The 14,631-nt window shown below is 71.8% G+C and carries 17 protein-coding genes; 12 read left to right on the top strand and 5 right to left on the bottom strand.

What is annotated here, in order from left to right:
* The first annotated feature begins 4 nt into the window (after positions 1-4).
* Positions 5-1,153 (top strand): fatty acid desaturase family protein, encoded by a 1,149-nt coding sequence (locus tag ID554_RS29430; RefSeq protein ID WP_117227725.1) that lies wholly within the window; start codon positions 5-7, stop codon positions 1,151-1,153.
* Positions 1,154-1,162: 9 nt separating this feature from the next.
* Here ID554_RS29430 and ID554_RS29425 read toward each other — a convergent pair whose 3' ends face one another.
* Together ID554_RS29425 and ID554_RS29420 are read right to left on the bottom strand one after the other, a co-directional pair.
* Positions 1,163-1,339 (bottom strand): hypothetical protein, encoded by a 177-nt coding sequence (locus ID554_RS29425; RefSeq protein WP_191088660.1) that lies wholly within the window; start codon positions 1,337-1,339, stop codon positions 1,163-1,165.
* 72 nt (positions 1,340-1,411) lie between these two features.
* The gene (locus ID554_RS29420) at positions 1,412-2,155 is read right to left on the bottom strand and encodes a polyamine aminopropyltransferase (protein WP_117227722.1); all 744 of its coding nucleotides are present in this window, start codon (positions 2,153-2,155) and stop codon (positions 1,412-1,414) included.
* A gap of 104 nt (positions 2,156-2,259) precedes the next feature.
* On the opposite strand from ID554_RS29420, the gene eccB reads away from it, so the two are divergent.
* Complete coding sequence (eccB, locus tag ID554_RS29415; protein ID WP_117227721.1) at positions 2,260-3,642, top strand: type VII secretion protein EccB; 1,383 nt, start codon at positions 2,260-2,262, stop codon at positions 3,640-3,642.
* A gap of 51 nt (positions 3,643-3,693) precedes the next feature.
* Here eccB and ID554_RS29410 read toward each other — a convergent pair whose 3' ends face one another.
* Both ID554_RS29410 and ID554_RS29405 read right to left on the bottom strand, forming a co-directional pair.
* Entirely contained in the window at positions 3,694-4,299 is a 606-nt protein-coding gene (locus ID554_RS29410) for a class I SAM-dependent methyltransferase (protein ID WP_117227720.1), read from the bottom strand.
* Between the two features lie 23 nt (positions 4,300-4,322).
* The gene (locus ID554_RS29405) at positions 4,323-4,925 is read right to left on the bottom strand and encodes a class I SAM-dependent methyltransferase (protein WP_117227719.1); all 603 of its coding nucleotides are present in this window, start codon (positions 4,923-4,925) and stop codon (positions 4,323-4,325) included.
* 105 nt (positions 4,926-5,030) lie between these two features.
* Here ID554_RS29405 and ID554_RS29400 point away from each other — a divergent pair, with 105 nt between their 5' ends.
* From ID554_RS29400 to ID554_RS29355, 10 genes are all read left to right on the top strand, one after another.
* Positions 5,031-6,392 carry an MGH1-like glycoside hydrolase domain-containing protein gene (locus ID554_RS29400; protein ID WP_223884332.1) on the top strand — a complete coding sequence of 454 codons (1,362 nt, stop codon included), beginning with the start codon at positions 5,031-5,033 and terminating at the stop codon, positions 6,390-6,392.
* A gap of 132 nt (positions 6,393-6,524) precedes the next feature.
* Positions 6,525-7,169, top strand: a complete 645-nt coding sequence (gene phoU / locus ID554_RS29395) for a phosphate signaling complex protein PhoU (RefSeq protein WP_117227718.1) — start codon at positions 6,525-6,527, stop codon at positions 7,167-7,169.
* A 192-nt stretch (positions 7,170-7,361) separates the two neighbouring features.
* The gene (gene pstS, locus ID554_RS29390) at positions 7,362-8,438 is read left to right on the top strand and encodes a phosphate ABC transporter substrate-binding protein PstS (protein WP_117227717.1); all 1,077 of its coding nucleotides are present in this window, start codon (positions 7,362-7,364) and stop codon (positions 8,436-8,438) included.
* Between the two features lie 86 nt (positions 8,439-8,524).
* Positions 8,525-9,514: a phosphate ABC transporter permease subunit PstC gene (pstC, locus tag ID554_RS29385; RefSeq protein ID WP_223884331.1), complete on the top strand. Its 990-nt coding sequence runs from the start codon at positions 8,525-8,527 to the stop codon at positions 9,512-9,514.
* Positions 9,514-10,428, top strand: a complete 915-nt coding sequence (gene pstA, locus ID554_RS29380) for a phosphate ABC transporter permease PstA (protein WP_117227715.1) — start codon at positions 9,514-9,516, stop codon at positions 10,426-10,428. Before pstC ends, pstA begins: the two co-directional genes overlap by 1 nt.
* 1 nt (position 10,429) lies before the next feature.
* Entirely contained in the window at positions 10,430-11,293 is an 864-nt protein-coding gene (gene pstB / locus ID554_RS29375; protein ID WP_117227714.1) for a phosphate ABC transporter ATP-binding protein PstB, read from the top strand.
* Positions 11,294-11,406: 113 nt separating this feature from the next.
* The gene (locus ID554_RS29370) at positions 11,407-12,156 is read left to right on the top strand and encodes a response regulator transcription factor (RefSeq protein ID WP_117227713.1); all 750 of its coding nucleotides are present in this window, start codon (positions 11,407-11,409) and stop codon (positions 12,154-12,156) included.
* Positions 12,153-12,773, top strand: coding sequence for a hypothetical protein (locus tag ID554_RS29365; RefSeq protein ID WP_191088659.1), 621 nt, complete (start codon positions 12,153-12,155; stop codon positions 12,771-12,773). Before ID554_RS29370 ends, ID554_RS29365 begins: the two co-directional genes overlap by 4 nt.
* Before the next feature lie 167 nt (positions 12,774-12,940).
* Positions 12,941-13,312, top strand: coding sequence for a DUF2267 domain-containing protein (locus tag ID554_RS29360; protein WP_117227712.1), 372 nt, complete (start codon positions 12,941-12,943; stop codon positions 13,310-13,312).
* 120 nt (positions 13,313-13,432) lie between these two features.
* Positions 13,433-13,915: a type II toxin-antitoxin system PemK/MazF family toxin gene (locus ID554_RS29355; protein ID WP_117227711.1), complete on the top strand. Its 483-nt coding sequence runs from the start codon at positions 13,433-13,435 to the stop codon at positions 13,913-13,915.
* 15 nt (positions 13,916-13,930) lie between these two features.
* Here ID554_RS29355 and ID554_RS29350 read toward each other — a convergent pair whose 3' ends face one another.
* Entirely contained in the window at positions 13,931-14,581 is a 651-nt protein-coding gene (locus tag ID554_RS29350; protein WP_117227710.1) for a flavodoxin family protein, read from the bottom strand.
* Positions 14,582-14,631: the final 50 nt, after the last annotated feature.

Raw genomic sequence — 14,631 nt, 5'->3', positions numbered from 1 at the left:
CGCCGTGACCGTGATCCAGAAGAAGGCCAACAACCCGATCGCGCACCTCAGCGCCGAGGACATCGAGAACCTCGGCCGGGAGCTCGACGCCCTGCGGGAGCGCGTGATCAACTCCCGGGGCGAGCGGGACGCCGCGTACATCCGCAAGGTGATCTCGACACAGCGCAAGCTGGAGGTCGGCAGCCGGGTGGTGCTGCTGTTCTCGCTGTTCCCGCCGGCCTGGATCATCGGCACCGCCGGGCTGTCGGTGGCCAAGATCCTGGAGAACATGGAGATCGGGCACAACGTCCTGCACGGCCAGTGGGACTGGATGCGCGACCCGAAGATCCACTCGACGAGCTGGGAGTGGGACCACGCCACCCCGGCGTCGCAGTGGAAGGAGTCGCACAACGAGCTGCACCACCGCTACACCAACGTGGTCGGCAAGGACAACGACCTCGGCTACGGCATCATGCGGGTGGATGAGGACCAGCCCTGGCACCCGGCCTACCTGGGTCAGCCGGTCTACAACTTCGTCAACGCCTGCTTCTTCGAGTACGGCGTCGCCGCGTACGACCTTGACCTGGCCAACAACCTCAAGGACGGCAAGCACAAGAGCCCGGAGTTCCGCGCCCGGCTCCGCGCGGTCGGCCGGAAGATCCGCCGCCAGGTCCTCAAGGACTACGTGATCCACCCACTGCTGTCCGGCCCGTCGTTCTTCCACACCATGGCCGCGACCTTCACCGCCAACCTGGTCCGCAACCTGTGGAGCCACTCGGTGATCATGTGCGGGCACTTCCCGCAGGGCGTGGAGACCTTCGAGAAGACCTCGATCGAGGGGGAGACCCGGGGCGAGTGGTACCTGCGGCAGATGCTCGGCTCGGGCAACATCAGCGGCAGCAAGCTGATGCACATCATGACCGGCAACCTGTCGTTCCAGATCGAGCACCACCTCTTCCCCGACCTGCCCAGCAACCGCTACCAGGAGATCGCTCCCGAGGTGCGGGCGCTGTTCGACAAGTACGGCCTGAAGTACGTCACCGGCTCCCTGCCGCGACAGGTGCTCTCCGCGTGGGGCAAGGTCTTCCGCCTCGCCCTGCCGAACCGACGTCGGCGTACCGATGTCACCGACGACCGTCCGGCGACTCCCGCCCTCGCCGCCGCCGGAGTCTGACGGCGCAGGTCAGCGGCGGCTGGGATAGTTCTGGGCCGACTGCCGGCCCTTGACGAAGGCCAGCGCGATCACCGCGACGAGCGCGATGACGCCGATGATGAGGAGCCAGCGGACCGCTTCGAGGAGCAGCCCGAGAAGGACGAGCACACCGGCCACCACGCCGACCACCCAGAGCAGGGCACGCATCTCCACCTCCCGAGCAGGTCGCCCGGACGATCCGGGCGGCCTGCCTGGTCAGCTACCCCGTTCGGCCCGGCCTCATGCCTGCTCGACCAGGTCAGGCCCGGTCGAGGTCTGCACCACATAGACGGTGTTGGCCGACTCACCGCCGGTCAGTGGATTCGCGAAACGCACCACGTGGGCACGGCTGGTCGGGAAGACCTCGGCCAGCACCGCCTCGAACCCCGGGTCGGGCGGGTCGTCCGACCAGAGCGCGAACACCCCGCCCGGGTGCAGCAGCCGCGCCAACCGGCGCCGTCCCGCCGGGGTGTAGAAGTCGGCGTGGCTCGGGTGCAGCACGTGCCGGGGGGAGTGGTCGACGTCCAGCAGGACGGCGTCGAAACGACGCCCGGGCGCGTCGGGGTCGAGGCCGTCCCCGCCGGCCACCCGGGCGAAGAAGTCGGCCCGGGCCAGCCGGGTACGCGGATCGGTGGCCAGCCCGGCGGCGAACGGCAACAACTCGCGCCGGTGCCAGTCGATGACGTCCTCGACCGCCTCCACCACCAGCAGCGCACCCACCCGGTCGTCGGCCAGCACGGTCCGCGCCGTGTAGCCGAGCCCGAGACCACCGACGGCCACGTCCAGGCCGGGCCCCGACAGCGGTGCCAGACCCAACCGGGCCAGCGCGATCTCACCGGCGGTGAAGAGGCTCGACATCAGGAACTCGTCGTCGAGCTTGACCTCGTACACGTCGAGGTCGAGACGGGGGTCCCGGCGTCGGCGCAGGCTGATCTCGCCGAGCGGGGTGGGGCGCCAGGCCAACTCCTCGAAACGTACGCTCACCGGCCGGATGCTACGCGCAAGCCGGCAGGCGGTGACGCACGGTCCCCGCGACATCGACGCGCCGCATATCCTGTGCGCCGACCGTCTCGCGCGGAGGAGATCGCATGCCGTCGCGGCAGGACCAGCTCCACTCATACCAGTTCACCCTCCAGCGGGTGGTGGCGGCACTGGTGATGCGCGAGACCGACCCGGCGCACTCCCCGATGCGGCGGCTCGCCGGTGCCGCCCTGGCCAGCGTCCTGGTGGCGGTCGTCGGGTTGGGCGCGTTCGCCCTCTACGGCCTGTTCACCGGCGGCGGCGCGACGTGGCGGGACACCGCCGCCGTCATCGTCGAGAAGGAGTCCGGAGCCCGGTTCGTCTACCGTGAACAGCGGCTGCACCCGGTGCGCAACTACACCTCGGCGCTGCTCATCGTCGGTGCGGACCGGCCGACGACCGTGCTGGTGTCACGCCGGTCGCTCGACGGGGTGCCGCGTGGCGTACCGCTGGGCATCAGCGACGTACCCGACTCGCTGCCGGACACCGGACGGCTCATTACCGCGCCGTGGACGGTCTGCTCCTCGACCGTGGCCCCGTCCGGCCCCGGACGGCCACGGTCGGTGCTGCTGGTCGGTCCCGGCGCCGACGGCAGTCGACCTCTCGGCGCGTACGCCCTGCTGCTGCGCGCCCCCGACGGCGCGTTGCATCTGCTCTGGCAGCAGCGACGGCACCTGGTCCGGGACACCGACCGGGTGCTGGCCGCGCTGGCGGTGACCCGGGCGCGGGCCGTCCCCGTCGCCGCGGCCCTGCTCAACGCCGTCCCGGCCGGTGCCGACCTGAAGCCGTTGCAGGTGCCCGGCCTCGGCGACCGATCCGTGGAGGTCTCGGGCGCGCGGGTCGGCGACGTGCTGGTGGTGCGCAACCCCGGCGGCGGACGACAGTACGCGGTGGTGCTGCGCGACGGCCTGGCCGGCATCACCGAGTTGCAGGCCGCCCTGTTGCTGGCCCGGACCGGCCAGCGCGAGCCGGACCAGATCAGCCTCGGGCGATTCGCCACGCTGCCCCAGCTCGACGACCTCGCCCCGACCGGTCCCGGCGCACCACCGGAGGTACCGCCCCGGCTGGCCGCCGGGGACGCCGCGACGCTCTGCGTACGGGTCGGCGACGACACCGGCCCGGTCGAACTGCTGCTCGGTGTGGACCTGCCGGAGCCGGTCGTCGCGCCGCCGCCGCAGAGCCGCCCGACCGGCCAGGTGGCCGACCAGGTGCTGGTGGGACCGGGGCGCGGGGCCGTGGTCGAATCGGTCGCCACGCCCGGCGCGACCGGCGGGGCGATCTCGCTGGTCACCGACCTCGGCCGGCGGTACGTCCTGGCCGACGCCGCCGTGGCGGCCATGCTCGGCTACGGCGAGGTGCGCCCGGTCCGGCTACCCGCAGGCGTGGTCGATCTGATCCCCGCCGGAGCGCCCCTGGACCCCGAGGCAGCCCGCCAGGCCGCCACCCCCTGATGTAAGGAAGGGTCCCCTACTAACTCCTGGTGCATAGGAAGGGTCCCTTCCTTACATCTGAGGGCGGCGCAGGATGGTGACGGCGAAGTCGGCGTCGTCGTGCCACGGCCGGAGGTCCCAGGTCGCGAAGCGGTGTTCCAGGCGCAGTCCGGCACCGACCACGTCGGCGTCGAAGTCGGCCAGCGGGTAGCCCCGGTCGGTGCCGAAGCCGACCGCCATCACCCCGTCCGGGCGCAGGTGCGCGGCGACGCGTCGGAGCACCGCGCCCTCGGTGCCCGCCGCCACGAAGGCCATCACGTTGCCGGCCAGCACGGCCGCGTCGAAGGGCTCGGGCTCACCGGCCGCCGCCAGGTCCAGCTCGGTCAGGTCGGCGACCAGCCAACGCGGCCCCGGGTGGTCGGCGTGGGCCGCGTCCACCAGGACCGGATCGGCGTCCACACCGACCACGGTGTGGCCCCGGGCGGCGAGCTGGGCGCCGACCCGACCGGTGCCGCAGCCGGCGTCGAGGATCCGGGAGCCCGGCGGCACCAGCGTGTCCAGCAACCGGGTCTCCCCGGCCAGGTCGACCCCGTCGGCCGCCATGCGGCGGAACCGGTCGACGTACCACTGGGAGTGCTCGGGGCCGGTCTCGGTGGCCCACCGGGTCGGGTTGCCCATGCGCCCCACGGTATCCGGCGGCCTCAGGGCAGCCGGGCGACGGTCACGAACTCGTTGTACGTGAACGCCCGCCCCGCGATCCGGGGGAACGGGAAGGAGTACTGCCGCAACATCGTCAGCCCGAGCTCCCGGCAGGTGTCGGCCGCCTCGGCGAAGCCGACGAACCGGACGTGCGACGCGTCGCTGTCGTACCCGCGCTCCTGCGGGGTGATGAAGACGGCCCGGCCGCCGGAGCGGACGAACGGCAGGTACGACGCGACCACCTCGCGGGCCTGCTCGGCTGGCATGTGTTCGAGCAGATGCGCGGCGAGCATGGAGTCGAACGCGTCCGGACGCGCGTGTTCGCTGCGGAGGAACTCCTCCGTGGTGTACGCCTCCAGCCCCCGCGAGCGGGTGTACGCCACCGAGGTCGGGTTGTGGTCCACGCCGACCGCCCCGGCCCCCAGGTTGACCAGGTTGCGGCCCAGACCGGACCCGACGTCGAGGGTGCGGCCGAGGCCGAGTCGCCGCAGGTTCCACCGGTACGGCGCCTGCACGTCCAGGAGTTGCTTCCACCGTGCGCCACTGAGCCGCCGCAACCGCTGGGTGTAGTCAGCACCCTCGGTGCCCGTGGGTCCCTGCTGCATCGATGGGCTCCTTCGCGTCGAGTCGCTCGCGCGCCCCCGTGCGCAGTGGCTGATGCCACGATCGTCTAGCCTAGCGAGGAACGTAGCGCTACCTGGATGTGACACATGGTTAACCGGACAGTTCCGTCGGCCGATCCGAGCCCGGCGGCGGCCCGCCCGGCCGACGGGCGGTACGCCCGGCTGTGGCAGGCGGCGCGGGCCACTCTGGACGCCAACTGGGAGCACGACCACACCGTCCCGTCGCGCACCCTCTATCCGCACCAGTGGAGTTGGGACTCGGCGTTCATCGCGATCGGCTGGGCCCATGTCCGCCCCGAGCGGGCCTGGTCGGAGCTGTCCAGCCTGTTCGACGCCCAGTGGCGTGACGGCCGGGTGCCGCACATCGTGTTCAATCCGGCGGCGCCGGGCGGCGCGTACTTCCCGGGTCCGGTGTTCTGGGCCTCGACCGAGGTCGAGGGAACGCCACCGGTGGCCACCTCGGGGCTGGTCCAGCCGCCGGTGCACGCGCTGGCCGCCTGGCACGCCTACGAGCGGGCCCCCTCGCCGCAGGCGCGGGACGCGTTGCGCCGGCTCTATCCCCGGCTGGTGGCGCAGCAACGCTACCTCCGCGTGCACCGGGACGTCGGTGGTGCCGGGCTGGCCGCCGTCGTACACCCGTGGGAGTCCGGTCTGGACAACAGTCCGGCCTGGGACGACCCGTTGGCCGCGGTACCCGCCGAGGCGTCGATCATGCGGGCGTACCGGCGAGCCGACATCGTGCACGCCGCCGCCGCGCACCGGCCCACCGACCTGGACTACGCGCGGTACGTCGCCGTCGTCACCGCCTACCGGGCGGCGGGTTACCGCGACGAGGGGCTGGCCGACCGGCATCCGTTCCTGGTGGAGTGTCCGCTGTTCAACGCCGCGATGGGCGTCGCCGAGCACGCGTTGGCCCGGATCGCAGCCGAGGTCGACGCCGACCCGGGACCGCACCGGGAGCACGCGGCCCGGATCACCGCGGCGGTGGTGGACCGGCTGTACGACCCGGTCGCCGGCACGTTCCGTCCCCGCGACCTGCGGACCGGTCGGCTGACCCCGGCCCGTACGGTGCTGGGGCTGGCTCCGCTGATCCTGCCGGATCTGCCGCCGCGGCAGGTTGAGGCGGTGCTGGTGGAGGCCACTTCGGCGCGCTTCGGTCTGGCCGAGCGGATGGACCGGCCGCTGCCCAGCCACGACCGCACCTCCGCCGACTTCGAGCCACTGCGCTACTGGCGCGGTCCGAGTTGGATGAACGTCGACTGGCTGGTGCGGCGCGGTCTGCTGGCGCACGGGCAGGACCGGCTCGCCGCCGGTCTGCGGGCGTCGATGATCGGGCTGGCCGAGACCGCCGGTTGTCACGAGTACTTCCACCCGGAGACCGGAGCCGGTCTCGGCTCGGCGGGTTTCGGGTGGACGGCGGCACTACTGCTGGACGTGCTGGCCGACTGACCGGTCTCGGGGCCGAGGCCGGGCACCGGGATGCACGCGGCAGGTAGCTTTGCGGGCCGGGCCGGGCCCAGCCCCGGCACGGCGGTGACGTGCACCGGCGGGTGGAACGGCCTGGACGGACGGAGGGGCGCGATGAGCCGGGACAGCTACGACGAGCAGCTCGACCGACTCACCGGCGTGCTGGCCGCGATGAGTCGGGACGCCAGCGCGGCGATCCGGGGTGCCAGCGCCGCCCTGCTCGGCGTCGATCGGGGTGCCGCCGACGCGGTGATCGCCGCCGACCCGGTGCTCGATCAGCGGCGCGCCGAGGTCGAGGCGATGATTCCGCAGGTGCTGGTCCGGCACCAGCCGGTCGCCTCCGACCTGCGGCTGGTGGTGTGCGCGTTGCGAATCGCCGGCGCCCTGGAGCGGATGGGTGACCTCGCGGTGCACGTCGCCAAGGTGGTCCTGATGCGGTATCCGGTGGGCGTGGTCCCGGAACCGGCGGTCCCGGTGATGACCGAGATGGCCGACGCGGCGGCCCGGATCGCCGACAAGACCGCCGTCGTACTCGCCACCCGCGACCGGTTGGCCGCGATGCAGCTCGGGCTCGACGACGACGAGGTCGACGCCGCCCAGGAGCGGTTGTTGTCGCAGCTCGTGGCCGGCTGGCCGTACGGGGTGGAGTCCGCCATCGACCTGGCGCTGGTCGGCCGCTACTACGAGCGGTACGCCGACCAGGCGGTCAACGTGGCGCGGCAGGTGGTCTACCTGACGACGGGCACGATCCGCCTGTAGCGGGGTCCCATTCCGGGCATCCGGCACACTCGCGGGCCGAACGTCACATCCCGACTCCGGTCCGGCCACCGGCCGAGCCGCCAAGTTCACTTTTCGTTCACCTGGGTCCGGGAGTCCGGCTACCTGGGCCTCCTACCTTGACTCGCGTACGGCCCGGACGGGCTGATGCACCCCGATAGAGAGGCTTACCTGGTGAACCGCAACGTGCTTTCGCGGCGCGTCCTCGCCGGCGTCGCGCTTGCCGCGCTCGCGCTTACCGGCTGTGGTAGCAATGACAACAGCACGGAGCCGGGCGGAAGCGGCGGCGACAGCGCCTACGCGAACCTGTCCGGCGCGTTGAACGCCTCCGGCGCCAGCTTCCCGGACGCCTATTACCAAGAGGTCATCGAGGAGTTCAAGGGCGTTGCCTCCAACGTCACGGTCACCTACAACGCGACCGGCTCCGGCACCGGCAAGAAGCAGTTCGGTGAGGGCCTGGTCGACTTCGCCGGCACCGACAGCCTGGTGAAGGACACCGACGGTGTGACCGCCGACTCGTTCCTCTACGTGCCCACGGTCGCGGCGCCGATCACGGTCTCCTACAACCTGCAGGGCGTGGACAAGCTCCAGCTCAGCGCGGAGACGCTCGCCAAGATCTTCCAGACCGACATCAAGACCTGGGACGACGCCGCGATCAAGGCCGACAACCCGGGCGTCGAACTGCCCAACACGCCGATCGTCGTCGCGCACCGCTCGGACGGCTCCGGCACCACGAACAACTTCACCAAGTACCTGGCGGCCGCCGCCGGCTCCACCTGGAAGCTGGGCAGCGGTGACACGGTGGCCTGGCCGGCCAGCACCCAGGGCGGTGAGAAGAACACCGGCGTCGCCCAGATCGTCAAGCAGACCAACGGCGCCGTGGGCTACGTCGACCTGAGCGACGCGAAGGCCACCCAGCTCACCTTCGCCGCCATCAAGAACAAGGACGGCCAGTTCGTCGCGCCGTCGATCGAGGGCACCACCGCCGGCCTGGAGGGCGCCGCGATCGAGGCGGACCTGAGCTACAACCCGCTGGACGCGGCCGGTGCCAGCGCCTACCCGATCACCGCACCGACCTTCATCATCGTCAAGACCTCGTACGGCGACGCCGCAAAGGCCGAGCTGGTCAAGGGCTTCCTCACCTACCTGCTCAACGAGGGCCAGGAACTGGCTCCGGAGATCGACTTCGCGCCGCTGCCGGCCTCCCTCAAGGAGAAGGCGCTGGCCCAGGTCGAGAAGATCCAGGGCTGATCAATCCAAGATCGCTGGGCGTTCCATCCGGGGACGGGATCGACACCGATCCCGTCCCCGCCAGGGGCACCTGAGCTGGAGTGAAGATGACCTTGACGACCAAGTCCCCCGACCCTCGGCCGACGCTGGCCCAACGCGGCTCCAGCGCCCTCGGTGATCGTGTCTTCTCCTGGTGGACGCTCGGCACCGGCCTGCTCGTGCTGGCCGTCCTCGGGCTGATCCTCATCACCACCGTGACCGAGGCGTGGCCGGCGTTCGACGCGATGGGGCTGCGCTTCATCACCGAGCGGGTCTGGGACCCGAACCCGGCGACCGGCGACGCCATCTTCGGTGCGCTGTCGTTCGCGTACGGCACCGCCGTCTCGTCGCTGATCGCCCTGCTGTTCGCGGTGCCGGTCTCGGTCGGCATCGCGCTGTTCCTCACCGAGTTGGCGCCGCGCCGGCTGCGCGCCCCGGCGGTGACCGTGATCGACCTGCTGGCCGCCGTGCCGTCGGTGGTCTTCGGCCTGTGGGGCATCCTGGTCGTCGCGCCGGCGCTGGTCCCGGTCTACCAGGGGATCCACAACCTCGTTGGCGGCGTACCGGTGCTCGGCAGCCTTTTCGGCCCGGTCAGCACCGGTCGCAACTTCATGACCGCCGGCATCATCCTGGCGATCATGGTGACGCCGATCATCACCTCGATCACCCGTGAGGTGTTCGGCACCGTCCCGCGCGCCGACAAGGACGCCGCCCTGGCGCTCGGCGCGACCCGCTGGGAGATGATCTGGGGCGCGGTCTTCCCGCACAGCTTCGGCGGCGTCGTCGGTGCGGTGATGCTCGGCCTGGGCCGGGCGATGGGGGAGACCATCGCGGTGGCCCTCGTCATCGGCGGCTCGACCAACATCACCGCCAACCTGTTCGCCTCCGGCAACACCATGGCCGCGGTCATCGTGCAGCAGTTCGGCGAGTCCACCGGCACCTACACCGCCGCGCTGATCGGCCTCGGTGTGGTGCTGTTCGCGATGACGGTACTGATCAACGTGCTCGCCCAGGTGGTCGTCCGCCGGGCCGAGGCGCGGATGAAGGGAAGCAGGTAATGACCGTCACCGCACCTCCGGCCCCCCGGGCCGCAGCCGGCGGGCCCGACCTCACCCGGTCGGCCCTGTCCGGCCGTCGGCGGTTCCGCAACCACCTCGCCACGGCGGCCATCTGGGCGGCCGTGCTGCTCGCGGTCGTCCCGCTCGCCCTGGTGACGTACGAGGTCATCGTCAAGGGCTCCGGGGTGATGAGCCTGTCCTTCCTGACCGAGGACATCCCCAACTCCTACCGCCGCGACGGCGGTGGCATGTCCGCGGCGATCGTCGGCACGCTGACCATCACCGGCATGGCGGCGCTGATGGCGATCCCGCTCGGCGTCTTCGGCGCGATCTACCTCAACGAGTACGGCAAGCAGAAGCCGCTGGCCCGGGTCATCCGGTTGATGGCCGACGTGATGACCGGTGTGCCGTCGATCGTGATGGGCGTGTTCATCTACATCGCCTGGGTACTGATGATCGGCAAGCAGACCGGTTTCGCCGGCTCGCTGGCGCTGGCCTGCCTGATGTTGCCGGTGGTGATCCGCAGCAGCGAGGAGATGCTCCGGTTGGTCCCCGAGGAACTGCGCCAGGCGAGCATGGCGTTGGGCGCCCGCAAGTGGCGTACCACGCTCACCGTCGTGTTGCCGGCGGCGATCTCCGGCATCACCAGCGGCTCGCTGCTGGCGGTGGCCCGGGCGGCCGGTGAGACCGCCCCCATCGTCATCGTCACCGGCATCGTCTTCGCGCCGAACTGGAACCTCTTCGACGGCACCAACACCGCGCTGCCGGCGCAGATCTTCCGCAACGCCAGCCAACCCTTCGAGGCGGCCCAGTCCCGGGCCTGGGGTGCCGCCCTGACGCTCATCGTGATCGTGCTCGGCTTCACGATCATCGCCCGACTCATCGCAAGCCGGTTCGCCATCAAGGAGCGCTGACATGGCCAGTAACGACACCGAACTCACCACCCGGCCGTCCGTCGCGGTGCAGGCCGCCGGCAGCACCGCTTCGGGGAGCGTGCCGTCGACCGCCCCGGTGATGCAGCTCAACGACGTCAGCGTCTTCTACGGCAGCTACGAGGCCGTTCGGGGCACCTCGATGCCGATCCAGCAGAACCAGGTCACCGCGATGATCGGGCCGTCGGGCTGCGGCAAGTCGACGGTGCTGCGGGCGCTCAACCGGATGAACGACCCGATCCCCGGTGCCCGGGTCGGTGGCGAGGTGCTCTTCCACGGCCAGAACCTGTACGCCAAGGAGGTCGACCCGATCCAGGTCCGCCGCCGGATCGGGATGGTCTTCCAGAAGCCCAACCCGTTCCCCAAGTCCATCTTCGACAACGTCGCGTACGGGCTGCGGATCAACGACATCAAGGGCCGGCTCGACGACCACGTCGAGGAGGCGCTGACCCGGGCCGCGCTCTGGGACGAGGTCAAGGACAAGCTGCGCAAGAGCGCCCTGGCGCTCTCCGGCGGTCAGCAGCAGCGGCTGTGCATCGCCCGGACCATCGCGGTCAAGCCCGAGGTGATCCTCATGGACGAGCCCTGCTCGGCGCTCGACCCGATCGCCACCGCGAAGATCGAGGACCTGATGTTCGAGCTGGCGAGCGACTACACCATCGTCATCGTCACACACAACATGCAGCAGGCCGCCCGGGTCAGCCACTACACCGCGTTCTTCACCGCCGAGGTGGACGACAAGCAGGTACGGCACGGCCGACTGGTCGAGTTCAGCCAGACCGGCAAGCTGTTCACCAACCCCGCCGACAAGCGGACGGAGGACTACATCACCGGCCGCTTCGGCTGAGCCGCAGCGGCGGTGCGACGGCGGGCCGCACGCCGTCCTGCCGTGCGGCGGACCATCCTGCGCGGCGTGTCGACGTCGCGCCGGGCCCGAACCTGAACCGGAGCCGGTGTGCGATGAACATCCTCGTCGAGGCCACCAGGGGTGACCACCGAGCCGACGGGCGATTCGTGCTGCTCGTGGTGGACGACGACGAGAGCGTGGGCGCCGCGCTGGTCGCGGAGCTCGCCGACCACCGGGTACGCGGGCACCACTTCCCGCACGCAGCGGAGGCCCTGCTGGCCACCGGCGCCCTGCAACCGGACGCCGCCGTGGTCGCCGCCGGACTGGCCACCATGAGCAGTGCGGATCTGGTGCGGCTGCTGGCCGGTCGGGCCGGCATCCCGACCGTGGTCGGGGTGGGCGACGACGACGGGGGCGTGGCCGTGGCGGCGCTCAAGGCGGGTGCCACCGCCGGCGTCCGGCGTCCGTACCGGGCCGAGGAGGTGCTGCCGATCCTGCGGGCCATCCGCCCGGACACCTCCGGCGCGCTCGACCCGCCGATCGAACTCGGTGGGTTACGGGTGGACCCGGCGACGTTCGAGGTGAGCCTGCACGGCCGATCAGTCGCCCTGCCGTTGAAGGAGTTCAAGCTGCTCTACTTCTTCATGAGCCACGCCGAGCGTACGGTCACCCGGGAGCAGCTGCTCACCGCCGTCTGGGGTGGGGTTCCCGACGACACCTCCAACACGCTGACCGTGCACATCAAGCGACTGCGCCGACGTCTCGCCCTCGACGGCGACCAACCCCCGGTGATCGTGACCGTACGCGGCCTGGGCTACCGGTTCGTGCCCGCCGTGGCCCCGGCCGCTCGACCGACCTCGTGAACGCCCCGGCACAGCCGTCCTACCCGCCCCGGGCCGGGTGGGCGCCGGGTGTCGCCGCGCCGGTCCCGCAGCCGGGGGCGGCGCCGGACGGGATGGTCCTGGTGGCGGTGCCGCTGGCGTACGTGCCGCACGTCGCGCGTCTGCTGGCCGAGCTCGACGCCGGGCAGCGGTCGAGCCCGCCGCGCGCCCGGGTCGAGCCGACGCCGGGTCCACCCGCGGCCGACTGGACGGTCGAGGACCTGCGCCGGCTCAGCCAGGGCCGCAGCGCCACCCACCGGACGGTGGCCGCGGTGCTCGACGCGCTCGCCGCCGCCCCCGACCGGATGTTCACGGTGCAGGACCTGGCGCAGGCGACCGGGCGACCGCGCAAGAAGATCGTCGGGGCGATGGCCGGTCTGACCCGGCTGTTGAAGGCGCACTACGACTACGCGGGCCGAGGACTTCCGTTCGCCCGGGTGGACGGGCGGCCGGAGGCGCCACGGGAACTCTGCTACACCGTGGACGCGCGGCGGGCGGCGTGCTGGCGTGAGGCCCGCTCGCCCCGGACACCGGAGACCACCGCCCCGGAAGGGCGGCTGCCGTCGACCGTGGCCCAGCCGGCAGACCTGGTGGGCTGAAGCCTCGCCGGAATGCGGGCCGGGATGTAAGGAAGGGTCCCCTGCTATACACCAGGCGTTAGCAGGGGACCCTTCCTTACATCCGGGGTGGGCTGCCTGCGCGGGGCGGCCGGTTTGTCGGCGGTAGGCCGGGGTAATCGGCGCGGCGCTGACGACAGGAGGGCACCGTGCGGTTTCCCCTATTCGTCGCCGCGGTGTCGCGCCGGTCGGGCCTGCCGAGCGACCAGGCCGCCACCGTGGCCCGCGCGGTGCTGGACACCGTCGTCGAGCGGATGGCGGGCGCGGCGACGACCGCCGACCCCACCGGGTACCTGCCGGACGAGCTGACCGGTGACCTGCCCACGGGGTCCGGGCCGAGCCGGCCGGTGGAGTTCCTGCGTCGGGTGGCCCACCGGGCCGGCGTCGACGGACCGACGGCGTCCGCCGGGACGGAGGCGGTCTTCGCCACGCTGCGCGAGACCGTCACCGTGGACGAGTTCCGCCACCTCGTGGCCCAACTGCGGAGCGCGCGGAGCGGACCGGGCGAGAACCTGCCGTGACGCGGCCGGCCGCCAGCCCCCGGCACGAACCGGCGCAGGGCCCTGGGCGGGCTCGGCACCCACAGCTGGTGACGTCTCCCTGCCCGTGAGGCGGTCGACGGCAGCGGATAGGCTGCCGCCGTGGCAGGTCTGTTGAGGAGTATGGCGGCCCGCGTCGGCGCGGTGATCCCGGGTCCCCGGCGTGCCGGGCCGACCCCGGCGAAGACCGCGCGACCGCGTCAGGTGACCGCGTTGCAACGCCGCGTGCTGTCGTACGCCCCGGAACCGGACGGCCAGGCCGACCCGGGGGAGATCGTCTGGACCTGGGTGTCCTACGAGGACGAGCCCCGACAGGGCAAGGACCGCCCGGTGCTGGTGGTCGGGCGGCACAGTCGGACGCTGTTCGCGCTGATGCTGTCCAGCCGCAGCGACCGGGACGGTGAGCGGCACTGGCTGGCGCTCGGGCCCGGCGAGTGGGACCGGGAGAAGCGGCCCAGTTGGGTGCGGCTGGACCGGGTGCTGACCATGCGGGAGGACGGCATCCGGCGGGAGGGTGCGGTGCTGGACCGGGCCCGTTTCGACCGGGTCGGGCAGGCGTTGCGCGCCGGGTACGGCTGGCAGTGACGTTCCCTCCGGCGCTCAGCCTGATTCGGGGCGAGGGCCGGTGGCCGCGTGCCGGGTGTCCGGCGGCGGGTACGGCTGCTCGGCGAGCAGCCGGGCGAGGTGGGCGCTGTTGAGCGCCAGCGCCGAGGTCGTCCGGCCGGTGGTGTCGGGTTTCGGGCCGGCGTCGCGGTAGTCGGTCTTGTGCAGGGCCTCACCGACCCAGTAGGTCGCGGCGGCTGCCGGGCAGGTGAAACCCACCTCGTTGAGGGCCTGCTGCACCTGGCCGATGGTGTGGTGCGCGCCGTCCTCGTTGCCGACCACCGCCACCGCGCCGACCTTGCCGTAGGTGAGCAGCCGGCCCTGCTCGTCGGTCTCGCTGAGTTCGGCGTCCAGCCGTTCCAGGACCATCTTGCACACGCTGGACGGCTGGCCCAGCCAGATCGGTGTGGCGATCACCAGGATCCGTGCGGCGAGCAGCCTCGTCCGGATGTCCGGCCAGCCGTCGCCGTCGCCCTCGTCCGTGGAGACGCCGAACCGTACGTCGTGGTCGACGACGCGGACCAGGTCGCCCTCGACGCCCTGGTCGGCGAGGGCGTCGAGGACCTCGCGCCCGAGCACCTCCGAGCTGGAGGGCGCCGGTGAGCGCTTGAGGGTGCAGTTGAGGACCAGGGCCCGGATACTCGCCACGATCGTCCCTCCGGTCGTCGTTCCGCCTGATCCGGGGTGAGTACCCCGTC

The sequence above is a fragment of the Micromonospora craniellae genome, from assembly GCF_014764405.1.
GTDB lineage: Bacteria > Actinomycetota > Actinomycetes > Mycobacteriales > Micromonosporaceae > Micromonospora > Micromonospora craniellae.
This window is presented reverse-complemented; position numbering and strand designations above follow the sequence as displayed.

Bases quoted from the DNA above. Each gene is read 5' to 3' on its own strand.
- ID554_RS29370 (WP_117227713.1), top strand. From the start codon at position 11,407: ATGAACATCCTCGTCGAGGCCACCAGGGGTGACCACCGAGCCGACGGG.
- pstA (WP_117227715.1), top strand. From the start codon at position 9,514: ATGACCGTCACCGCACCTCCGGCCCCCCGGGCCGCAGCCGGCGGGCCC.
- pstB (WP_117227714.1), top strand. From the start codon at position 10,430: ATGGCCAGTAACGACACCGAACTCACCACCCGGCCGTCCGTCGCGGTG.
- ID554_RS29405 (WP_117227719.1), bottom strand. From the start codon at position 4,925: ATGCAGCAGGGACCCACGGGCACCGAGGGTGCTGACTACACCCAGCGG.
- ID554_RS29410 (WP_117227720.1), bottom strand. From the start codon at position 4,299: ATGGGCAACCCGACCCGGTGGGCCACCGAGACCGGCCCCGAGCACTCC.
- pstC (WP_223884331.1), top strand. From the start codon at position 8,525: ATGACCTTGACGACCAAGTCCCCCGACCCTCGGCCGACGCTGGCCCAA.
- phoU (WP_117227718.1), top strand. From the start codon at position 6,525: ATGAGCCGGGACAGCTACGACGAGCAGCTCGACCGACTCACCGGCGTG.
- ID554_RS29400 (WP_223884332.1), top strand. From the start codon at position 5,031: ATGGTTAACCGGACAGTTCCGTCGGCCGATCCGAGCCCGGCGGCGGCC.
- eccB (WP_117227721.1), top strand. From the start codon at position 2,260: ATGCCGTCGCGGCAGGACCAGCTCCACTCATACCAGTTCACCCTCCAG.
- ID554_RS29425 (WP_191088660.1), bottom strand. From the start codon at position 1,339: ATGCGTGCCCTGCTCTGGGTGGTCGGCGTGGTGGCCGGTGTGCTCGTC.